General features: G+C 52.4%; 14 protein-coding genes. 11 read left to right on the forward strand and 3 right to left on the reverse strand.

Features of this window, described 5'->3' with window-relative positions:
• Positions 1 to 200: 200 nt before the first annotated feature.
• From Pelsub_RS15795 to Pelsub_RS03745, 7 genes are all read left to right on the forward strand, one after another.
• Positions 201 to 2,621, forward strand: coding sequence for a thrombospondin type-1 domain-containing protein (locus Pelsub_RS15795; protein ID WP_126440389.1), 2,421 nt, complete (start codon positions 201 to 203; stop codon positions 2,619 to 2,621).
• A gap of 398 nt (positions 2,622 to 3,019) precedes the next feature.
• Positions 3,020 to 4,210 carry a hypothetical protein gene (locus tag Pelsub_RS03720; RefSeq protein ID WP_116225868.1) on the forward strand — a complete coding sequence of 397 codons (1,191 nt, stop codon included), beginning with the start codon at positions 3,020 to 3,022 and terminating at the stop codon, positions 4,208 to 4,210.
• A 378-nt stretch (positions 4,211 to 4,588) separates the two neighbouring features.
• Positions 4,589 to 6,754, forward strand: a complete 2,166-nt coding sequence (locus Pelsub_RS03725; RefSeq protein WP_116225867.1) for a cellulose biosynthesis cyclic di-GMP-binding regulatory protein BcsB — start codon at positions 4,589 to 4,591, stop codon at positions 6,752 to 6,754.
• An 8-nt stretch (positions 6,755 to 6,762) separates the two neighbouring features.
• A complete protein-coding gene (locus Pelsub_RS03730) occupies positions 6,763 to 7,944 on the forward strand; it encodes a nucleotidyl cyclase domain-containing protein (RefSeq protein WP_116225866.1) in 1,182 nt (393 codons plus the stop codon).
• Positions 7,945 to 7,948: 4 nt separating this feature from the next.
• Positions 7,949 to 8,200: a hypothetical protein gene (locus Pelsub_RS03735; protein ID WP_116225865.1), complete on the forward strand. Its 252-nt coding sequence runs from the start codon at positions 7,949 to 7,951 to the stop codon at positions 8,198 to 8,200.
• A 74-nt stretch (positions 8,201 to 8,274) separates the two neighbouring features.
• The gene (locus Pelsub_RS03740; protein WP_116225864.1) at positions 8,275 to 12,237 is read left to right on the forward strand and encodes a GspE/PulE/PilB domain-containing protein; all 3,963 of its coding nucleotides are present in this window, start codon (positions 8,275 to 8,277) and stop codon (positions 12,235 to 12,237) included.
• A complete protein-coding gene (locus tag Pelsub_RS03745; protein WP_116225863.1) occupies positions 12,234 to 13,886 on the forward strand; it encodes a hypothetical protein in 1,653 nt (550 codons plus the stop codon). Before Pelsub_RS03740 ends, Pelsub_RS03745 begins: the two co-directional genes overlap by 4 nt.
• 90 nt (positions 13,887 to 13,976) lie before the next feature.
• Here the strand turns inward: Pelsub_RS03745 and Pelsub_RS03750 are convergent, their stop codons facing one another.
• The 3 genes from Pelsub_RS03750 to Pelsub_RS03760 form a co-directional block, all read right to left on the reverse strand.
• Positions 13,977 to 15,257 (reverse strand): Glu/Leu/Phe/Val family dehydrogenase, encoded by a 1,281-nt coding sequence (locus Pelsub_RS03750; protein ID WP_174233246.1) that lies wholly within the window; start codon positions 15,255 to 15,257, stop codon positions 13,977 to 13,979.
• Positions 15,258 to 15,306: 49 nt separating this feature from the next.
• Entirely contained in the window at positions 15,307 to 15,576 is a 270-nt protein-coding gene (locus Pelsub_RS03755; protein ID WP_116225861.1) for an HPr family phosphocarrier protein, read from the reverse strand.
• 193 nt (positions 15,577 to 15,769) lie between these two features.
• Entirely contained in the window at positions 15,770 to 17,836 is a 2,067-nt protein-coding gene (locus Pelsub_RS03760; protein WP_116225860.1) for a BglG family transcription antiterminator, read from the reverse strand.
• A gap of 175 nt (positions 17,837 to 18,011) precedes the next feature.
• Between Pelsub_RS03760 and Pelsub_RS03765 the strand changes: the two genes are divergently transcribed.
• The 4 genes from Pelsub_RS03765 to Pelsub_RS03780 all read left to right on the forward strand — a co-directional run bounded on the left by Pelsub_RS03765 (position 18,012) and on the right by Pelsub_RS03780 (position 21,460).
• Positions 18,012 to 18,470, forward strand: coding sequence for a PTS sugar transporter subunit IIA (locus Pelsub_RS03765; protein WP_158674964.1), 459 nt, complete (start codon positions 18,012 to 18,014; stop codon positions 18,468 to 18,470).
• A 31-nt stretch (positions 18,471 to 18,501) separates the two neighbouring features.
• A complete protein-coding gene (locus Pelsub_RS03770; RefSeq protein ID WP_116225858.1) occupies positions 18,502 to 19,608 on the forward strand; it encodes a pyridoxal phosphate-dependent aminotransferase in 1,107 nt (368 codons plus the stop codon).
• A 51-nt stretch (positions 19,609 to 19,659) separates the two neighbouring features.
• Positions 19,660 to 19,968 carry a PTS sugar transporter subunit IIB gene (locus Pelsub_RS03775; protein WP_116225857.1) on the forward strand — a complete coding sequence of 103 codons (309 nt, stop codon included), beginning with the start codon at positions 19,660 to 19,662 and terminating at the stop codon, positions 19,966 to 19,968.
• A gap of 118 nt (positions 19,969 to 20,086) precedes the next feature.
• Complete coding sequence (locus Pelsub_RS03780) at positions 20,087 to 21,460, forward strand: PTS transporter subunit IIC (protein ID WP_116225856.1); 1,374 nt, start codon at positions 20,087 to 20,089, stop codon at positions 21,458 to 21,460.
• Positions 21,461 to 21,547: the final 87 nt, after the last annotated feature.

Genomic DNA, 21,547 nt, shown 5'->3' on the forward strand with positions numbered 1-21,547 from the left:
TTTTCATTAATATAATGTTTACAACTGAATATTTTCAAATGAAAGCGATGAAACTGTGCACATAAATGGTCGCTGAAATGGGGTAAGCCGCCTAACCCATGGAGTGCGCAGTGGAGCGAGTAGCGAAACCGGTCATGTACGAAAATGGCCGGTAATTTGTTTAATATGTCTTAAAAATATTATAAAAATTGGAGGGAAGTATGAGAAAGTCATTAATAATATTTAAGAGGATCACTTGCGCTCTCGGAATCCTATTCATCGTTTTAGGAGTTGTCCCGGTTCCGGCAGTCAGTGTGATCAGTGAGGTAGCTGCCAGCTCCATCGATCAAGCTGAAGGCGCATCGTTGGCATTGCCGCAATTCAGCAGTGTCAATGTGGTGGATGAGCTGTCAACTGCCAAGGCGGAAAGCGTCATTATGTCACTGCCGCACTTCACAACCATCAGCCTGGTGGATGCCCTTTCGCAAGAAGGCGGCGAACCACCGGCGGGCGATGGCGGCGGTGATACCGGCGGCGGGGGTGGAGATACCGGCGGCGAGGGCGGAGATACCGGCGGCGAAGGTGGAGATACCGGCGGCGAAGGTGGAGACACTGGCGGCGAAGGTGGAGACACCGGCGGCGAAGGTGGAGACATCGGCGGCGAAGGTGGAGACACTGGCGGCGAAGGTGGAGACACCGGCGACGAATGTGTAGGCGAAGAATGTATTCCAGTAACAGGCGAAACTTTTGGTGGTTGTGGATATTCTCCCTGGGGCGAATGTTCTGTGACTTGTGGAACCGGTACGCAAACCAGAACGCTTTGGTGGGGCAATCCTGGCCAATGCAAAGACCTGACTCAAACCTGCACGATGCCTCCCTGTTGTGCTGCTCGTGTAGAATGCTCAACAGCATGCGGACAAGCTGCGCAGGACCTACCGGATGGTTTATGTGGAACGCACCATTGCGATGCTACCGCTGCTTGCTGTGTACCAGAAAATGGCCATTGTGATGCCAACGAAGAATGCTGTGGCGGCCTGACCTGCACCGGCAACAAATGCAAAGTGCCGGCGCCTGCCTGTAAGACCGAAGGCATGCCTTGCGGCGGCAGCAACACCTGCTGCGGCGATTTGGAATGCTACCAGAAACCCGGCCAGGAAAATGAAAAATGCTGGCCTCCCATGACCCCGGTGGACTGCCAATACCATTATGGAGATTGCACATGCGGAGCTTGGGGCTGCTGGCGGTACCTTGTAGTTGATCAGTATCCGCAAAATGGCGGGGCTGCCTGCCCAACGGCATGGTTTATCCCTTGCGGTGACCCGGTGGATTGCGAAGGGTCATGGAGTGAATGCTCCGGCCCGTGCGGCACGACTGGCACGATAACTTACACGATAACTACTCCGGCCGAAAATGGCGGCGCAGCCTGTGCTTACCCGGATGGGGCAACCCAATCCTGCCAGAACGACGCCTGCGCACCTGAAGAAGAGTGCCCGACTTATTGTGATTATCCCGGCGGAACAGTACCGGACGGTCAGGGCGGACAAAAGACCTGCGCAGCTACAGCGGCTTGCCCGGTGGACTGCGTGTTAGGCGATTTCGGTCCCTGCTCGGCCACTTGCGGCGGCGGTACTCAGACCCAGATTATTGAGGTACCCGCTCAGAACGGCGGTTCCTGCAACCCGATTACACAAGCTTGCAACACTGATCCCTGTCCGATTGATTGCGAAGGCGATTGGGGCGAATGTGAAGGCGAATGCGGTACAACCGGCACGCAGACCTTCCATGTGACCCAAGCGGCCATGTACGGCGGCGCGGAATGTGGTTATGAAGACGGCGCAACACAAACCTGCGACACGGATCCCTGCCCTGAGGACTGCTACGGCGAATGGGGTGACTGTGTAGGCGAATGCGGCACGACCGGTGAAATGACCTTCACCGTTCTGCAAGTTGCCACCAATGGCGGCGAGGAATGCGAATATGAAGACGGCGCAACCCAAACCTGCGAAATGGATCCCTGCCCGATCGACTGCGAATGGAGCGAATGGAGCGAATGCTCGTCCGACTGCGGCCCCGGCACGCAGACGCGCGAGATCCTAGTGGAAGCGCAGTATGGCGGTTTGGAATGCGAAGGCCTGGCTGAACAGGAATGCGATTCCGGCGACTGCCCGGCACAAATGGTGCTCGATCCGCATTGTGTAACCGGCCATTTGGGCAATGCACGCTTAGCCTGGTCGTTTAGCAACCCGAGCGGCATGTCCGTACCGGTCTCCTGGAGTCTGGATGGACAAACCGGTTCGGCCACGATTGGACCACATGCTACTATTAATGTGGGTCAAACCACCGATGGACCTGCGACCCATACCCTGACAGTCTACTGGCCTGGTGGACATGGTTCACAATCCAGCAGCTATGACTGCGACGGCGGTATCGTCACAACCACAACCGGTGGCGGTGGCGGCGGCATCATCCCGGTGACGGGTGGAGCCGGCGGGCCGACTGAAGAATTACTGATCATCCCTGTGACGGGTGTGGACCTTAGCAGCGAATTCGCTGGATTCCAGAAACTGTTCCTGTACATGGGCTTGATGATGTTCGGTGTGACCTTATTCCTTGAAGGAATGACCAAGAAATATAAATTCTAGGTTCATTTGGTCGCCTCGCTTATTACCAGCTCACCCGCAAGGTGAGCTGGTAATGTTAACCAGGTTGTTCATACCGCCTCCTACTAAAAAGTCTCGATTTCCGTATTGCTTACCGTGCAGCCTTTCCTTTTTAAAATAGCCTATTCCACCCATTTTTATTTTTTATTAGCGATCTATTAACAAGTCCAGAATAGACGAGAGATCCATTGACTTTGCATACATATAATCGGATAATGTATATCAAAATAGTACGAATAACGGCGATGAAGCGGAGCTTTCATTTGGTCGCTTAAGCTAGGGCAGAGTTCGGGAGTACTCAGCAATAGCCAAAGGATCCGCAGAGCCAATAGCGAAACCGGTTATTACAACCGGTTTTTTTTAATTAAGAAAGGTAGAAAATGAAGAAAGTTAAAGTTATGCGAAAAGTTAGTATGGTTCTAGCGGTGACAACCCTTTTGTTGGGTGTTTTATCGCTGCCCGGAACAATGCAAGTCCGCAATATTTACGCTGATTCATCCAGCGAAACAACGCCGCCCGCGGATGAAGGATCCAATGAGGAAAACTCTCAGGTTTTCCCCGTTGAAGAAAATACCAGCGATGAGAATTTACAGGATCCACTGGTTGAAGAGACGCCGGTTGAGGATCCTCAACCTGAAGAAGAATTGCAGGTTACGTCCTTCAGTGTTTCATCCATGACAGTCTCCAGCCCTATCGGTGACGATCCCAATGTCCAGAACGAACTCCCGGACTTTGGCACCAATTACAACAACGGTGATTGTGTTACCAACACAGCCTGCGAAACAGCAGAGCCGGTCACCAATCCCAATGATTATTCCGACCAGGGTTCCTATGGTGAAAAAGATTACGACCTCCCGGAGATCAACGGAAATGAAGCCAATATTGTCGCCATTAAAGAAGGGAATAGTTGGTATTTCTTCAAGAAAGGTTCAGGAGAGACCTGTGTGTCCTCCAGTTTCTGTGTGAATTACGACGATTCCGGCCACGTCAGTGTGTATTCTTACCAGACTCAGGGTCAGGGGTACAAAGGTTATAACATGATCAATTTCTGGTACGTCTCGGATCAAGAAGAGACCGTGAGAGGCTGTACCGATGCGTCCGCTCTGAACTTTAACCCCAGCGCAAATTCTGATGATGGCAGCTGCACCTACGACGAGACTGTCTATGGCTGCACCGACCCAACCGCGCTGAACTTCAATCCGAACGCGACATCCAATGACGAGAGCTGCACCTATGACGAAACCGTCTATGGCTGCACCGATCCGACTGCCCTGAACTTCAATGCGCTGGCTACTGTGGATGATCAATCCTGCAATTATGAGGAAGACGATCCCGGCGACGGCGGTGGCGGTGGTGGTGGTGAAACGACCACAGTAACCACAGCTCTCATCCCGGTGACTGCGCAAACCGCGGCCGGCGGACCGACAGAAGAGTTGATCCTGATCCCGGTGACGGGTGTGGATAACACATTCCCGCTGACCAACTGGCAGCGCTTGCTCTTCTCCGCCAGTGCGATGTTATTCGGCCTCAACCTGTTAATGGAAGGCGTGTCCCGCAAAATCAAACGCTAATACAATTTGATCGCCCCGCTTATAGCCGGCTTTCCAGTCTGGGAAGCCGGCTTATTATTTGTTTGACGCTGTATATTTATCGGATTTATATAAAAATATTCTAAAACTGATTGATATGGGAAGTATTTTGATATAATGCAAAAACACTCGAGAGTAACGAAGCTGGACTTTTCTGATCGCTTTGATCCTGCGTTATACAGCGTGGATCCGCAGCTCATTAGCGCTATTAGCGAAACCGGTCGTTGATTCGATCGGTTTTTTAAATTAATCAAGGCATTACAAACTTGCGAAAGTCGGGGACTAATTGTATATTCAATAAACACCGAACAACTGTTTTCCAGATAAATTGGCTAACAATATAGCACAGGCGAGGGTTCTATGACCACAAAAAAACAATCATCCAAGGGGAAAATAGTACTGACAGCACTGCTCATTAGCGCTTCCTTACTAATACAGACATACGCGTTCGCGCTGGCGGCGCCAACGGTTCAGACCACCCAGCGTACATTTACGCTGGAAGACTTCGGCCTGGCCGGTGATGATACTTACCAGGGCATTCTGGTCAGCCGTGATTACGGTATCAACCTGCCGGCCGGTTGGGTGTATGGCAGCCCGGCTGTACTTACTCTGAAATTCAGCCATTCGCCTACATTAAATGAAAAATCCACCCTGGCGGTAGATTGGAACGATGTGCGTTTGGGCAGCCAGGCGCTGACGGCAGAGAATGCCTCTGACGGCTCGCTGGAATTGCAAATTCCGGCAGATTACCTGGTAGCCGGTTACAACACCCTGCATGTAGAGTTCTACATGGGTATCTCGGATGAGTTCTGCAACGATGTGGATAATCCGGCTGTTTGGGCGGTAGTGCAGCGTGCCACTTCATTGAAATTGGAACCCACCACGGCAACGCCCAAAGCGGACTTAAGTGTCTTTCCGCTGCCTTTCATCGATGCCAGCCCGGTGGTAACCAATCACGTAACCCTGCTGGTACCCGCCCAACCCGGTAGCGGCGATCTGAACGCTTTGGCGGCGGTCAGCGCCAAATTGGGTAAGTTGTCCGGCGGGTGGCGGCCTTTGGAAGTAAACACCATGACCATCGAGGCGGCCCTGAAAAGCAAACCCCAGGGCAATCTGATTGTGATTGCCGATTATGACAGGCTGAACCAGATCCTGCCCGGCAGTACGATGCAGCCGGGAAAATCCGGAGGCGGGGTGCTGTTTGAACAGGTATCCCCGTTTGACAGCAGCGCGCTGCTGCTGGCAGTGACCGGCATGGAGCAGGCCGATGTGGAAAAGGCCGGACAAGCCCTGACCAGCACGGCCCTGATCCCGCGCCTTTCCGGAGACACAGCGTATATCCTGGATGTGCCGGAAAGCCGGAGCGAGGCGCGGGCCAACAGTGTCTCATACTCATTGAGCGATTTGGGTTATACCGATACGGCTGTTTACGGTTCGCGCGAACAAAAAACCAGTTTTGCCATTCCGCTCAGCGCCTTATGGCAAAACAACAGCGCTGCCGTGCTCGACTTGCATTTCATTCACTCGGCGCTGCTGCAGGGCGACCGCTTTACCCTGACGGTCACCGTCAACGGCCTGCCGGTTGGCAGCGTGGTTATCAACGGCGGCGATTCCAGCGACCGCACCGAATCATTTCAATTACCGCTGAGTTTCTTTACCACCGGGGTCAATTACCTGGCCATCCAATCTTCCATTCAGCTTTCGGATGATTTCAGCAATGACCAAAATTATTGCACACAGGATAATTACAACCGTGCCTGGTTGACGGTGGTCAGCGATACACAAATCACTTTCCCAACCGCACCCGATCAGGTGACGGCTAACATTGCCGGATTCCCTTATACCTATATGGGCGCCGGCGATCTGTCGCAGCTGGCCTTTGTCCTGCCGGATGCGCCCGGTGCGGCCGACGCGGCTGCCATGAGCGCGCTGGCCGTGCGCCTGGGTGAAGTCGCTTCGGGCGACCAACTGATGCCCACGGTATTGAGCGCGGCGCAGGCGGATCAATACAGCGACAGTCTGCCTTATCGTATCTACATCGGCCTGCCGCTGAAGAACGGCGCTATCCTGGCCGTCAATGATCAGCTGCCGCAGTCTTTTGACCCTGTCAGCGGCGAAGCGCAGGCGGTGTCCGGACTGCCCACCATCGATACCAGCAAGATCGATACCGGCATAATCGAAGCTTTTGTCAACGAAAAACATGTACCCACATTGGTGGTAAGCGGCAACACGGAAAAGGGCATGCTTTCAGCGGCAGCTCAGTTAGCCGACGCCGGCCAGTCGGTTTTATTAGTCGGTGACCTGGCGCTGACGACTTCAGACACACAAGCGGTCAGTATTTGGGCGCAAGACTCGGCACAGGAATCAACCCGCCTCTCGCCTGCGGCGCAGAACGAGCAATCGCTGACAGTCTGGTTCCAACCTAACGGCGTGCTTTACGCAGCCCTGGCAATTTTATTGATCACATTGGTGATCCTGGTGCTGCATGTAGCGGTCACGTTCGGAAAGAATGGCAAAGACAGGTAGAGGTTCCCATGAAAAAAACATTCTTAAATCTGCAAAAGACATCCATCTATACCGCCGTTGTTTTAATTTGGTGCATTCTTTCCGCGGTTGTTTTGGTTGCCATGAATCTCCAAACTTCCCTGGCAGCTATCGCTATATTGATTTTTATCGCGGTGCTTTCCATCATCCGCCCCTTCCCGTTGGCTTCCTGGCTTTCTCTGATAATCGGCAGCCTGGTTTACGCCTTGATCAGCTACAGCCTGTTCGGATTGAGCCGCAGTATGGCGCTTACCAGCGCGCTGGCTTTCGGCGTTTTTCTGGTGACTTCGCTGCTGGGCAATATGGTGGCGAACCAGATTGGCGGCCTGCGCGACTTGTTCCGGAAAGAGCAGAACCTGCTGGACGACCTGGTCCAATACGACCAATCCACCGGTATTCTGCGATGGAAGTATGCCCGGCAGCGCATGAAAGCCGAAGTGCTGCGCAGTGTGCGCTATAAAAAAGATTTGTCGTTGATTCTGATTCAACTGCTCTTGCCGGAACAGGCGGATATTTCCGAAACCGAACTTACGAACCTGTACGGACAGATAATCGAGGTTGTTATCAACAGCCTGCGTAAAGACATCGATATCCCCTTCATTGGCGAAAAGATCGGTGTCGTCCTGCCGGAAACCACTGCCGAAGGCGCGCAGATCCTGGCACTGCGTCTGGTGGATCGCATCTTCCGAAAGGTACGCGCGGAAGTGGTCATTGGCATAGCCGGTGTTCCGGGTGATGCGGTGACCGAAGAGGCGCTGCTCAACCAGGCCGAACTGGCGCTGAAATTCGCGGTTAGTTCCGAACAATCGGTTGTTCCGGCCGCGCGCTTGCGCAGTGCGGTTGAGAAGCGTACACCGGAAGAAGAGGAAAGCGCCGCGCCCGAAATGGAATCCACTGAACTTGTAGAGGAGCCTTTGGGGCCGGAGGAGTGGCGTGTGGAAGTGGGCGGTTTTACCAGCATGGATGACCTGCCGAGCGTTGAAAAGTCATTCACCGAAAGCGGTGCGGCTGCCGATTTTCACCTGGTCCGGCTGGACGGCAATACTTTGGTCGCGCGTGTTACACCCGCCGGGGCCGACTTGCCGGGAACGCTGCGCACGCTGCCGCAATTTATACTAAAGAATGTCGATGAATCCAAGCGCAGTATGCAGATCGAGATTAAATTGGATTGAAAAAGTGACCAACCAAACTGAAGATCATCAATTATGGGAACGGATCTGGAAGATTGTTTCGGTGAATGTCTCAGTGATATTTACCCTGATTATCTGGCTGGGTCTGTTCGTTAGCATGCTGGTGGGATATTTTTCCATCCCGCTGCTAATCGTGGTGGTCGTGGTGACGTACCTGGCTTTGCGCGAACGTATTATTAAAAGCGACGATGAGGACAGCGACGTTTATCGTGATTCGATCGATAAGAAAAAAGATTGATGATCAAATGCCCCTCTATCGGTAAATGGTAATTTTTTCCGAAACAGCGGCCTAATTTACACATAACGGAAAACATGACTGCTCAATCAACCCATCCGAATTACCAGATCAATGGTGCAGCAACGGGGGCTTACGTATCGCGCCTGGTTCCGCTTAAAATCGCCCGGGATTTTGAGCTAGTCCCATTGACCCTGTACGATAACCGCCTGCAGGCAGCTTGCGCATATCCGCTCACGCGCGCCGGTATTGCGGCATTGCAGCGAACACTGCGCTATCCCCTGGATATGGTGCAGGCTTCGCTGCCGGATGTGCGCACCGCACGCTGTTACCTCTATGAAGAAGCGGACGAATCTCCCAAAGCGTTCTCCATGCAGACAGCGCTGCGCTTGCTGGGGCTGCTGCGCGAAGACCAAATCCATGAGGCTGAAAAACAGCCAACTGGGAAGGCCGATTTAGGGCAGGTCGCGCTGGAAAAACGCTGGATCAATGCCGAACAATATGCCGAAACGCTGGGATTCTTTGTGAATCTGCCGCATTTGCGCACCAGCAGCGCCAGCCCGCTGGAAGGCATGAATTTATTCATGCCCTTTGAGCAGGCCGAAGCGCTGGGCGTCCTGCCGCTATGGTGGGTGGGCAGTACACTCTATCTGGCAGTCGATCCCGAAAGGGCCTTGAAGATTGACGCCGGACTGCGGGACCTGGACTTCAACTATCGTCTGGTGACCTGCGACCCGGCCACGTATGCGCAGCTGCGCAAGCAGATCTACCGGCCGCGTCCAATTGAATTTGAACCGCTCAACGAGTGCCGTACGGCGAACTGGCTGGTGACGGAAAAATTCCTGCGATCCGATGAGCTAGCTCTGGCGCAGGAGCTTCATGCGCGCAGCGGTATTTCCCTGGCGGTTATTTTACGAGAACAGTTTGATGTAAAAGCAGAGGATTGGCTGGATGCGGCCGCCGAAGTCAGCGGGGTCATCCCGGTACACGCGCGCGATCTGCCGGCGGATATTGAAACACGCGTGAGCGCGCTGTGGAATGTACTGCCGGAAAACTTGCTGCTGCAATTCGAGTTGCTGCCCTTGAACCGGGAAGACGGCACATTGGTATTGGGCATGGCGGCTGTCAATGAAGAAGCGCTGGCGATGGCACGCGCTTTCAGCGGCGGGCGGGTGGATGCGCGTCTGATGGAAGCGGGTTTAATCCGGCGTCTGCAGAAGTCCGCGCAGCAGGCCTTACGCACCCGCGCAGGGCTTGGCGGACCGCAAATCAATACCGTAACTTTTGGTGAATTTTTGCTTAACACAGGATTGCTCCAGCGCGAACAGTTGGACGAACAGTACGAAAAAGGCATCTCCGATCAGGACTTGCCAGCCGCGCTGCTGGAAGCAAATTTACTGAACGAGCTTGATCTGGCTGAAATCTACAGCCTGATCAGCGGCATTCCCTTTATCTCCCTGGAATATTTCCAATTCGATGAGCGCCTGATGAAGCTGCTGCCTTCCGAACTGGCCCTGGAGCGAAAACTACTGCCGCTGTTTGAGAATCAGGGCGATCTTTGGGTGGCTGTGAGCGATTTGCGCAGCTGCGAAGCGCTGGGAGAAGCTGCCGAACGCAGCGGCAAGCGTATTTGGCCGCTGCTGGTACCGGAGACGGCCCTGCTTGCGGCTCTGAACCGTTTTTACCGTTTCAGCCGCAGCACGCCCCAGGCCGGAATTATCTTCAAATATACCGATGCATTGGTAAGCGCGGGCTTGCTCTCGCAATCCGACGCCCTGCAGGCGGCCGCGGCCGTGAGCGAACAGGGTAAGGCGCTCGACGAAACTCTGTTGGAGTTGAATATCCCGGCTGACGCGCTCTATCCCATCCTGGCGTCTGTGCGGGGTGTTGAATTGGTGGACTTAGGCCTGACCGAAACGCTCGAAGAGAGCTACGACGCGCTGGGCCAGCTGCGAACTACACGGCGCTGGCAGGAAAAGCTGGACGCGGATGCCGCGCGCTTGCTGGATTTAAACACCGCCCGGCGCCTGACGGCCATCCCCATCGCGCAGGCAGCCGACGGCCTTAAGGTGGCTTTCGCCAACCCGTTGTTTGAAGATACGCAGCAGGAATTGACTTTCCTGCTGGGACAGAATATCATCCCCTGCCTGGCTTCGCGCGCGGAAATCGAAGATGCCATCCAGCGCCTGCTGGGCCAGATGAACCTGGGCACTTCCCTGCTGCTGGCCGGGCGCATCACACTCAGCCAATTGAATAACGCGCTGGCGCTGGCACGCAGCAGCAATATCCGTTTGGGACGCGCGCTGGTGCACCGCGGTTATATCAGTGAAGCGGAATTGTACGCGTTCCTGGCGCATCAGGCGCACCTGCCGCTGTTCGACCTTTCCAGCGCAGCGCTGAGCGAAGAAGCCGCGCGCTTGTTGGACCCGGAGGAGGAACGCCGCGAGGGCCTGCTGCCGTTGGCTGTCAGCGATGATCAGGTCTACCTGGCCATGGTGGATCCGCTCAACGAATCCGGCAAGGGCAGCGTGGAACGGGCGCTGGGAAAAAAGGTCACGCCTATTCTGGTCAGCGAGAATGATTTCGATTTGGCCATGGAACGCCTTTACCAGGATGAATACCTGGACAAAAGCACGTCCGAATTGCTCAAGCGCTCTCCCGAGGATTCGGCTTTCCGCGTTTTCAGCAGCGGGCAATTGATTGTTTTCTTCACTTTCCTGGCCATATCCATTATCTGGCTGGCGTGGGATTACGTCAGCTACCTGGTGATAACCAACTCGCTGATCAGCATCATCTACCTGCTGTTCTCGGGTTACAAGGCGATCATGATCACCAACGCCATCAGTAGCGATTTGGAAGTGGATGTGACCGATGAAGATGTGGCCGCGCTCAAAGACCGCGACCTGCCTATTTACACCATCCTGGTGCCGGTATATAAGGAAGCCCAGGTGCTGCCCAAGCTGCTTAAACGCCTGGGTGAACTGGATTACCCGACTGCTAAATTGGATATCAAGATCCTGATGGAAGCCGGGGATCAGGAAACCATCGACGCGTATTATCTTTCCGAACCGCCGGATTTTATCCATGCGGTGGTGGTGCCGGACGCGCAGCCCAAGACCAAGCCCAAGGCGTGCAATTACGGATTGATCCACGCGCGCGGCGAATACCTGGTGATCTACGATGCCGAGGACCTGCCTGAGCTCGATCAGCTCAAACGCGTGGTGGTGGCTTTTCGCAAGGTGCCGGCGGACGTGGTTTGCATCCAGGCCAAGTTGAACTATTACAACCGCTCTCAAAATGTGCTTACCCAGTGGTTTACCTCCGAGTATTCTATGTGGTTTGACCTGCTGCTGCCGGGGTTGGATGACGCGCACGCGCCCATCCCGCTGGGCGGTACCTCCAACCATTTCAAGACCTTTTCGCTGATTGAAGTGGGCGCCTGGGATCCGTATAACGTAACCGAGGACGCCGACCTGGGCATCCGCTTGTACAAACGCGGCTACCGCACCCGCATTGTGGACAGCACCACCTACGAAGAAGCCAACAGCCGCGTGGGCAACTGGATCCGCCAGCGTTCGCGCTGGATCAAGGGGTATATCCAGACCTGGCTGGTGCACATGCGTCACCCGTTCAGGTTACTGCGCGACATCGGTCCGCGGGCTTTCTTCAGCTTCCAGCTATTGATCGGCGGCACCTTTTTCTCGCTGCTGGTCAACCCGATCTACTGGCTGATGACCTCGGCCTGGTATTTCTTCCACTGGGACCTGATCCAGCTGCTCTTTCCCGGAGTGATCTTCTTTATCGGCGCCATCTGCTTGTATATCGGCAATTTCGTGTTCACCTACGTCAATATTGCCGGCGCCATGCGGCGCAAGTACTATGACATGGTGCGTGTCACACTCTTCAGTCCGGCTTATTGGGCTCTGATGAGCGTTGGCGCCTGGAAGGGTTTTATCCAATTGCTGACCAAGCCGCATTTCTGGGAAAAAACCATTCACGGACTCAACGTTGAAGAGAATAAGGAGCAGAGCGAATCATGAACCACGGTGACATTCTCTCCCGGCTGCCGGCCACCTCCAAACTGCGCCCGCAAAAAGAACGGCGCAGCATAATGGAGCTTATCTATATCTCCAAAAAAGAGTCCCGCGTGGTATTTTGGACCAGCCTGATTTTTTACCTGGCTGTCGGCGCGTTATTCAACCTGTATATTTACCTGGGCAACGGCGACGCGCTCTCGCGCACAGCCAATGCTTATTACGTGTTGTATTCCCGCGACCCGCACCTGGCGGCCATCGGTTTTATTTGGCCGCCGCTACCGAGTTTGATGCAGCTGCCGCTCTTGCCCATCCTGAAACCGCTGGGGCTGACGGTCATGGCCGGGCCGATCATTTCGGCGCTGTTCGGCGCGGGATCATTGGTGATGCTGGATGTAGTCCTTGGGCGGCTGAAAGTTCCCGATAAAGTACGCTGGCTGCTGCTGGCGCTGACCATGCTGCATCCCAACTACGTTTTCCTGTGCGGCAGCGGTATGGCCGAACCCATCATCCTGTTTTTTATCCTAGTGGTGATCTGGGGCTACATGCAGATGCCTTACGGCACGCGTTCCTGGGTGATCTGCGGTGCGGGCCTGGCGGCCGGTTTCATGGTGCGCTACGAAGCACTGGCGCTCATACTGGGCGTAGCAATCGCGTTGGTGCTGGTGTACTGGCCGGAGTCGGGTGACTGGCGCGATGAGATGGAAGGGCGCCTGTTGGCCGTGATGGTCCCACCCGCTTACGCGGTAGCCATCTGGCTGTTCCTCAACTGGATGGTGATGGACAGCCCGTTGTATTTCCTGCAAAGTGAATACAGCCTGGCCAACGCTACCGATATTGCCAGCAATGCCGGCGTGACTCACCCGCTTTTCCTGGCCTGGAATAACATTTTCTATACCATTTCATATACTTTCAAGCGCCTGGCGCAGCAGAACATTGCTTTCCTGATCGGTTCGGTGATTGTTTTATTGACCGCTTTTGTAAAGCGTAATCGCAAGATGATCGGCCTGCTGTTCATTCTGTTCAGCATTCCGGCTTTTACAGCCTATCAGGTGTTCAGCGGGTCGTTGGCTACCTGGCTGCGCTACTGGTTCTATGCCATTCCTTATGGCGCGATTGAAATCGGCATGCTGTATCGCATTCTTCAGAGGCGCTGGCGCAACCTCTTTGTGGGGCTGCTGGTTTTCCTGTTCATTATCAGCATTCCAATCTCCGTAAACACCATGTACTCGGACGAGAATACCGGCGGGGATATGCAGCGTTTGGGCGCTTATCTCATGCATCCGGCCAGCGAGCCGGAACGGCGTACCAGCGACAGCTACTACATCTTCAGGCATGACGCGCCCATCCTGGCGGCTAAGGTGGACGAGGTATCGCGGGAAGGTCTGGTGATGGTGGATGCCAACAAGAGTTACTATGTCATCCTGGACGCGAAGCATCCTGAGCGTTTGATGATTACCAACGATACCGATTTTCCTGCCGCGCTGCAATATCCGCAGGGCAAGGTGGCTTATATCCTGATACCGGAAGAAGGTAACGTTTTCTCGCGCACCTATCCGGGTATTTACGACGGAGCTTATGATTGGGCGGTGATGGTGTACGATTTTCCGGATACTTTAACGAAATACCGCCTGTTCAAGATCTCGCCACAGTAAATACCCCATCGACTTTAACAGAAACAGCTCACGAACCGTGAGCTGTTTCCTTGAAAAGGAGATATCCCGGGGGTTAATGTTTACATTAATTTAGATCCAGCCGCGCAGCTGCATGGCTTTGACCACGCGCGCGATGGCGACCATGTAGGCCGCGTCGCGCATGTAGGCATTTTCGGATAAAGCCATGTCCAGCACAGCGTGGAACGCGCCTGTCAGAATGTGGTCTTCTTTTTCCAAGACCTCATTTTTCGGCCAGTAATAATTCATATCGTTCTGTACGGACTCAAAATAAGAGACAGTCACACCGCCGCTGTTGCACAGGAAATCGGGCAGCAAGAAGATGCCGCGTTCGCGGATGACCGTGTCGGCATCCGGGGTGGTGGGGCCGTTGGCGCCTTCGGCGATGATCTTGACGGTTTTGCTGATCTCCGCCACGTTCTGGGCGTTGATTTGTCCTTCTAATGCTGCCGGAATGAGCACATCCACATCCTTGCTCAGCCAGGCATCGGCGCTTTCAATTTGATATCCGGCTTCCACGGCTTTGGCTTTATTGATGCTGCCGTATTGGTCGGTAATACTTTGCAGGAACTGCGGGTCAAAATCTTTTTCCTTGCTGACGGTATAAGAGGCGCGGTCGTCGCGATCCCAATAGGAAACGCATACCACGTTGCCGCCCAGGATTTGCTTGTAGCCGATGGCTGCATACTGGGCAACATTGCCAAAGCCCTGAATGGCGGCGCGTGTCTTGCCGCTTTCCAGCTTGAGGTGCTGCATAGCTTCGCGGATGGTATAGACTACGCCGAAGCCGGTGGCTTCCGTGCGGCCCAGTGAACCGCCGCCGCCTACCGGTTTACCGGTAATAACGCCGGGGGTGTATTGGCCGGTCAGCTTGGAATATTCATCCATCATCCAGCCCATCATCTGCGGGGTGGTGCCCACATCCGGGGCGGGTACGTCCTGCCGCGGCCCGATGTTCTTCCACATTTGCTGCACCCAGCCGCGCACCAGGCGCTCTTTTTCGCTGTTGGAGAGGGTGGAAGGGTCAACGATTACGCCGCCCTTTCCGCCGCCCAGCGGGATGTCAGCGACAGCGCATTTCCAGGTCATCCAGGTGGCCAGAGCGCGTACGGAATCGATGGTCTCGGATGGATGGAAGCGCAGTCCGCCTTTGTTTGGCCCGCGCGCGTCGTTATGTTGTACGCGGTAGCCCTGGAAGATGCGCACTTCTCCGGAATCCATACGCACCGGAATGTGGAAGTGGAACTCGCGCTGGGGCCAGCGCAGGAACTCGCGCACGGTCGGGCTTAATTTCAGCATGTCGGCGACATGGTCGAACTGTTGTTGTGCCATTTGGAACGGGTTTAAAGCCATAGTTAGTATTTACTCCACCTGACAATATTTTTTCGCGATATTCGCGTTTCTATTCAAAGTTGTGGTTTACCAGGGTCACGATTTCTTCGATGGCCTGATTTTCGTCTTCACCGTTTGCCATGATCTGGATGGTGTGGCCGCTGTAAACTCCCAGAGAGAGGATACGTAGAATACTTTTAGCGTTGACATCGTTTGACCCGGTGGAGAGATTGCGGACGGTAATGTCGCTCTTAAACTTATTAGCTGTACGCACAAATAAATCAGCCGGCCGTGCGTGCAGTCCCTGATCGTTATTTAAAGTCAGTTCAGTTTCAACCATTTATCGCTCCAGAAAGAATTCAATTTAACTGCCCAGTCTTTTACGGCGCGCGTTGAAGCACGGAGTAGGAGATTAGAACGATTAGATTATAGAATAGGGCTATGGATATTGTTTGTTTTGTTTTTGTAACAACTACTTGTGACAAAGATACTCTTTTTGGTGAAAAACTCGCAAAAGAGTGCCGTAAAAGGCTTTAAATTTTACCGGTTAGTTTTGGCAGCCATTCCCATAATAAATGAATAATCTCGGCGGATTTGCCCGCTTTGCGCAATTCACTCATAAATTCGGGAATTTGCACCAGCTCGTTCAGCTGGAACAGGGCGGTCAGGTGTGAATTATCGTCGGTGGCGCCTAAAACAAAGACCAGATCCACATCCGGTATATGGCTGTTATCAAAATGGAATGGTTGTGACAAACGCATCATGCTCATGCACAATTCATTGACCCCATCTGTCGGTTTGGCATGCAGCAGCAGCGTGCCTGAGCCCATGTACATATAAAAGCCGTGGTCTTCGATCAGGCTGATCATGGCGTCCACATAACGCGGTTGGATACATTGATTCTGAACTAATGGCTGACTGGCAAGTTCAACGAATTCCTGCCAGGAATCAGCTTTGGGTACCAGGCTAATATGGGACATCTTCACCAGATCGACCAGAGAATTTTGCTGTTCGAGGTAGGTAAGCCTGTGTTCCTGGTTGGTCTGGTTCTTTTCGGTGATCCAGCGCTGGATGTTCTTGATGTCCTCAACCTCGAGAAAAGGACTGACTTCAATGACCGGTAAAGACACATCCTCAATTGGGATGGTGCTGATGATGGCCTCGGCGTTCTGGTTGGGTTCCTGCAAATCATCGAAGGTATTGATAATTTGCGCGACTTTTAGGTTTGGAAATTCATATTCCAGGCGCGATTTCAGCAGTGAGCTTTTTGAACGGACGCCGTCGTTGGCAATGATGACGGAAAGACGTGAATCTTCCACTGTCCGCAGCCGTTCAAGACCGGCCAACAGGTACATGGCGATAAAACCGATCTCTTCCGCCGGCACATCGTTCATCACTTCTTCCCGCAGAACCTGAATACTGCTCTCGGCAGCCTGATAAACCTGCGGGTATTTTTGTTGGATGATCGGCAGGCTGGCGTTGCGCAGTGGAACGTGATGTTTCATCCTGAAAAGGGTGTAATCCAGGTGCAAGGCTAATTCGTGATTCAAAACCTCATCGATTTTAAGCATGGGATGCAGACGCATGGAGCAAATATCGATGATTTTTGTGGCAATTTGTTCGCTTCTCTTGGTCGCAACCTGCTGCGGTGGGTTACTTTCATCGGAAAAATGGTAAATATTGTCCCACTTGGTGCTGATTATCAGCGAGGCGATGATTTCCAGTTCTTTTTCGCTGATTTTAATATCGTATTTCTTTTCAATTTGTGAACCGATCACTTGCGTGATGGAGAATTCATCTGTCTCGGTAATATCGGGATCGACATCTCCTTCGATAATATTGCCAATGCGCATGGCCATGATGGCAACGCCCAGGTACACCATGATGGTTGAACGTGAAATAACCGACATATTCATGCCGATGTTTTCTTCAATGAAGTGTACGATTTGGCGGCAGAAAGGTAATTCAAGCTGGTTTATGAATAGCTCAAAACGACTGGAGATGCAGGAATTGCAGAATTTTGTCGAGTGCAGAAAGACGTTGGAAAGCAGATACCAGTTTTTGTCCCCCAATTCATAGCGCAGCAGCCTGACCATGGCGAAGCGGCGTGACACCTCCGGACCCTCGATCCACAATCCTTTTGCCGATTTGCGCTGGAGCTTCAGTCCAAAATTATTCAGCCAGGTCTCCACTTCGCAAATATCCTTAAAGAGCGTGGAGCGGGAAAAATCTTCCACCTCCACCAACTGTTTGGTGGAGATAGGCTCCTCTACCAGCAGCAGGTAAAGCAGGATAATCCGAACGCGCTCCTGCCGCGAGAGGACGATATCGCAGTCCTCCAGGTTGTTTATAATGTCCAGCAGCTTATTCTTTTTGTCTTGTGCGGCTACAACTTCGACGCCATAGCCGGGCCGGTTGATAAAACTAACCTCGGCGCATTTCAACCAGGAACGTACAACTTCCATGTTATAGCGAATTACGCGAGGGCTCAAACCGGTCTGTTCGGAAAGTTCTGATAAAGTGGCCTTCCCATTGGCGGAGAGCAGGGCACGCAGGATGGATTGCTGGCGAATATTGATCTCAGGGGCGCGCGTTAACATGCCCAAAATTTTATCACACAGTTTATATTTGTCACAAGAAATTATGGCAAGAAGCGCACATCTCGATTAAGCCTTCCGTTTGTATAATGCTTGAAGATATTTTTAATAATCAGAAAAATTTTTAAGTCATTATTTTTTAAAAGTAAAAATCTTTAACATAGAGGTGTCATCAAACGTGGCGGCTGATCTATTATCAAATCTAATTGTCATTAAAAGCACAAAAACCAGCAAAGAAGAAGTGCTGCAGGAGTTATCCGACGCAGCCATCGCGGCCGGATATGCCCGGCCCGGATATTGTCAAGCCATTTTGGAACGGGAAGCAAAATATCCCACCGGCCTGCACACCCCTGAAATCGAAGTTGCAGTTCCGCATGCAGATGCGGAATGGACGATCAAACCCTCCCTTACAATCGCAATCCTTGATGAACCGGTAATCTTCGATCCCATGGGCGGTGAAGGTGGTTTGGTTAACGCAGAATTGGTTTTCATGTTGACCATCGAAGATGCCTCAGAACACTTGGATTTCCTGCGTTCGTTTTCCAGTTTAATGGAAGTCCCCCAGGTATTGATCGATTTTAAAAATAGCGGTGACCCGGAAGAATTGATTTCCATGATTCGTGAAAAGATGGGCTAATTTATAAATAATATAAGGAGATTTTGTTTAAATGAATTTCAAAGAAATTGTAAATCCTCGTTTATTTGATATTCCAGATTACGACCAGATCCATGTGACACAGTGCTGGCAGGATCCTTCCATCCGCCGTGAAATGTCCAACGAATCCAATTACGCGCCTATTCCGGCCGTTCAAGAAGCGATTCGCAACATTGCCGACAAGGCAAATTATTACGCTGAAGATGCCACATACGCGGTTTCCCTGCGGAAAAAACTGGCAGATTATTGTTCGGTAAAAACAGAAAATGTTGCCTTGGGTAACGGTTCCATTGAACTGCTTGATTTGCTTTTCCAGGTGCTCATGGCTGCACCAGATAAAGATGAAGCAATTTTGGTTCAACCCGATTATTCTGCGTATGTCCCGCGCTTGAAGTACTTCGGCTGGAAAATTAATTATGCTCAATTATCGGCCGGTTTGGATAAAGCTGCCGAACAGGTTATGGCTGCCATCTCGGAAAACACGAAATTCGTACTGCTCTCACGGCCGAATAATCCGATGGGCACCGTCATGCCGCGTGAAGAAATCGCCCGTATGCTGGAAACCGGCAAGCTGATCATCGTAGATGAAGCATATATCGAAATGGCCGACGCAGGCACTTCCGTGTCCGAATGGGTAAACAAATATGACAACTTGATTGTCATGCGCACTTTCAGTAAAGGCTTCTGCCTGGCAGGTATCCGTTTGGGGTACATGCTGGCCAATCCGGAATTGATCCGTTTCATCAACCGCTCCCGCCACATTTTCAACGTAAACCTGGCTGCCATGGCGGCCGGTGAAGCTTGCATGGACAATCTGAACGATTGCCGCAAGATCTTCAAAAAACTGGTGGACACGCGCGAATGGCTCACCGCTGAATTAGCCAAGATCCCCGGTTTCCGCCCGATCCCCTCGCAGGCCAACTTCGTGATGGTGGACGTGAAAGAATCCGGAAAGACAGCCACGCAATGTGTGGATTATTTGTTGGAAATGGGCTTTTTTGTACGCAGTTTCGCCAAGAAGGCCGGGCTTGAACCCGATACCCACTTCCGAATTTCTGTTGGTTTACAGGAAGATATGGAAGAACTTGTTGCGCACTTAAAAGATTTTGTCGAGAAATAATGGCGCTGTTATTACAACGCCTATTTTTATAAGAAAAGGAGATTTTTAGAAATGGGTAGACCAGCAGTAATTTTAGTAATGTGCGGTTCTTCAATTGCCACCTCCAATCTCGCCGCTGTGAAGTTGGAAAATGAAGCTAAGCGCCGCAAAGTGAAAGTTGTCACCAAAAAAGGCAAGATTGCAGATATCAACATGTTAGTTGAAAGCATGCATCCCGATGTAATTGTGGCTACTGCTCAGACAGGCGTACGCGAGGATGTAAGAGTCTTCAGTGGTGTACCTCTGATCAGCACGGTTGGCCAGGAAAAGTTGTACGACGACATTTTTGCATATATCGCCGAGTTAGGTTTAGGGCAATAGTACTGCCATTTTTATATTGGATTATTTAAAAGAAAAGAGAGGAGGTGGAGGGTAATCGGAGCTTTTATCGGTACGAAATGTTTTATCAGGAGTTAAATCAAATAATAGGAGAGAAACAATGGATTTAGGATTTGTAAATGCTATTCTCGATCCTGTCATGAACGCGGGTCCGCTTTTTATGATCTTCATCGTGTTCACCGTGATTGGATTAGTTGTGCGCTTGGGTTTTATGAAGGCCGTACGCAATGGTCTGATGATCGCCGTAGGCTTCAACGGTGTCTACATCGTAGTTGATTACTTCCTCGGCGCAGTGGCCCCGGCAGCTGAAGCTTTGGCGACCCGCTTCGGTGGCGTGTTCACATACACCGACATTGGTTGGGCTGCTTTCGCTTCATTTGCATGGAGTTCACCGTGGGCATACGTGGTTGTTTTGCTCAGCTTGGGTGTCAACCTGGTAATGATCTTCACCAGCATGACCGACACCCTGAACTTGAACATCTGGGACTTCTGGGAAGCCATCATTGCCTGCTTGATCGTCTATGGCTTGACCAACAATATCATCGCCGGCTTGGTTTTCGCAACCTTCTTGGCGTGGTTTAACCTGATGATGTCCGATTTCAATGCCCAGCGTGGTTACTGCTCGGATCTGGGTTTTGAGGGCTTATCCTTCTACCAAGGCACGAATGTAGTCTGGGGCGCTTTCGGCCACTATCTTGGCAAATTGCTTGACAAGACTGGTTTGGAAGCGAAAATTACTCCTGATTACATTCAGGAAAAATTTGGCGTGATTGGCGAACCGGCCGTCTTGGGCGGTGTTATCGGTTTGCTCATGGGTATTGGTGCGGGTTACTTCTGGGTAGATATCGTTATGCTGATGATCGCCCTGGCGACCTCTCTGGTCCTCATCCCCATGATGTCCGGCATCGTTATGCAGGCGCTGGTGCCCGTTTCCGAGGCAGCTGCTGGATTTATGAAGAATTCCGCCAGTGGCAAGCAGATTTACATCGGTGTAGATCCCGCTATCGCGGTTGGCAACACCACCGTTCTGGCGACCACCGTTTTAATGGTCCCGATCCTGTTGGTCATGGCCTTCGTCATCCCCGGTTCGGTCAACCATCCTCTGGCTGACCTGCCCTCCCTGCTGTTCTTCTGGGTCTTCGTGGTTGCTCCTAACAAATTCGACCTGATCCGCACGCTGATCACCACCACCCTGATGGGTGTCTATGGCACCATCGCTGCTATGCTCGGTGTGGCCAAGTGGTCCACCATGGTTGCCGTGGCGACCGGTGGCGTTACAGTTGCCGAAGGAACCGGAGTTACCTCTTGGTTCAACCACCTCTGCCCTGAAATGTTGGTGGCTGGTTTATTAGGCGAGAATTATGGCAAAATCGGCATGCCTGGTTTGATCGCTTTCTGTGCGATTGTCACCGTCATTACGATTGTCTTCCGCCTGCGCTACTTGAAGAATACCAAAGCTGCCGTTGCAGCATAATAACGAAATGTAAAAAAGGATGAGCCGTTATGCGGCTCATCCTTGCTTATTATTCCCCGTAATTATCCCCAATTGAATTTATTGCTA

Source organism: Pelolinea submarina, assembly GCF_003966975.1.
In the GTDB taxonomy this organism is placed as follows: domain Bacteria; phylum Chloroflexota; class Anaerolineae; order Anaerolineales; family Anaerolineaceae; genus Pelolinea; species Pelolinea submarina.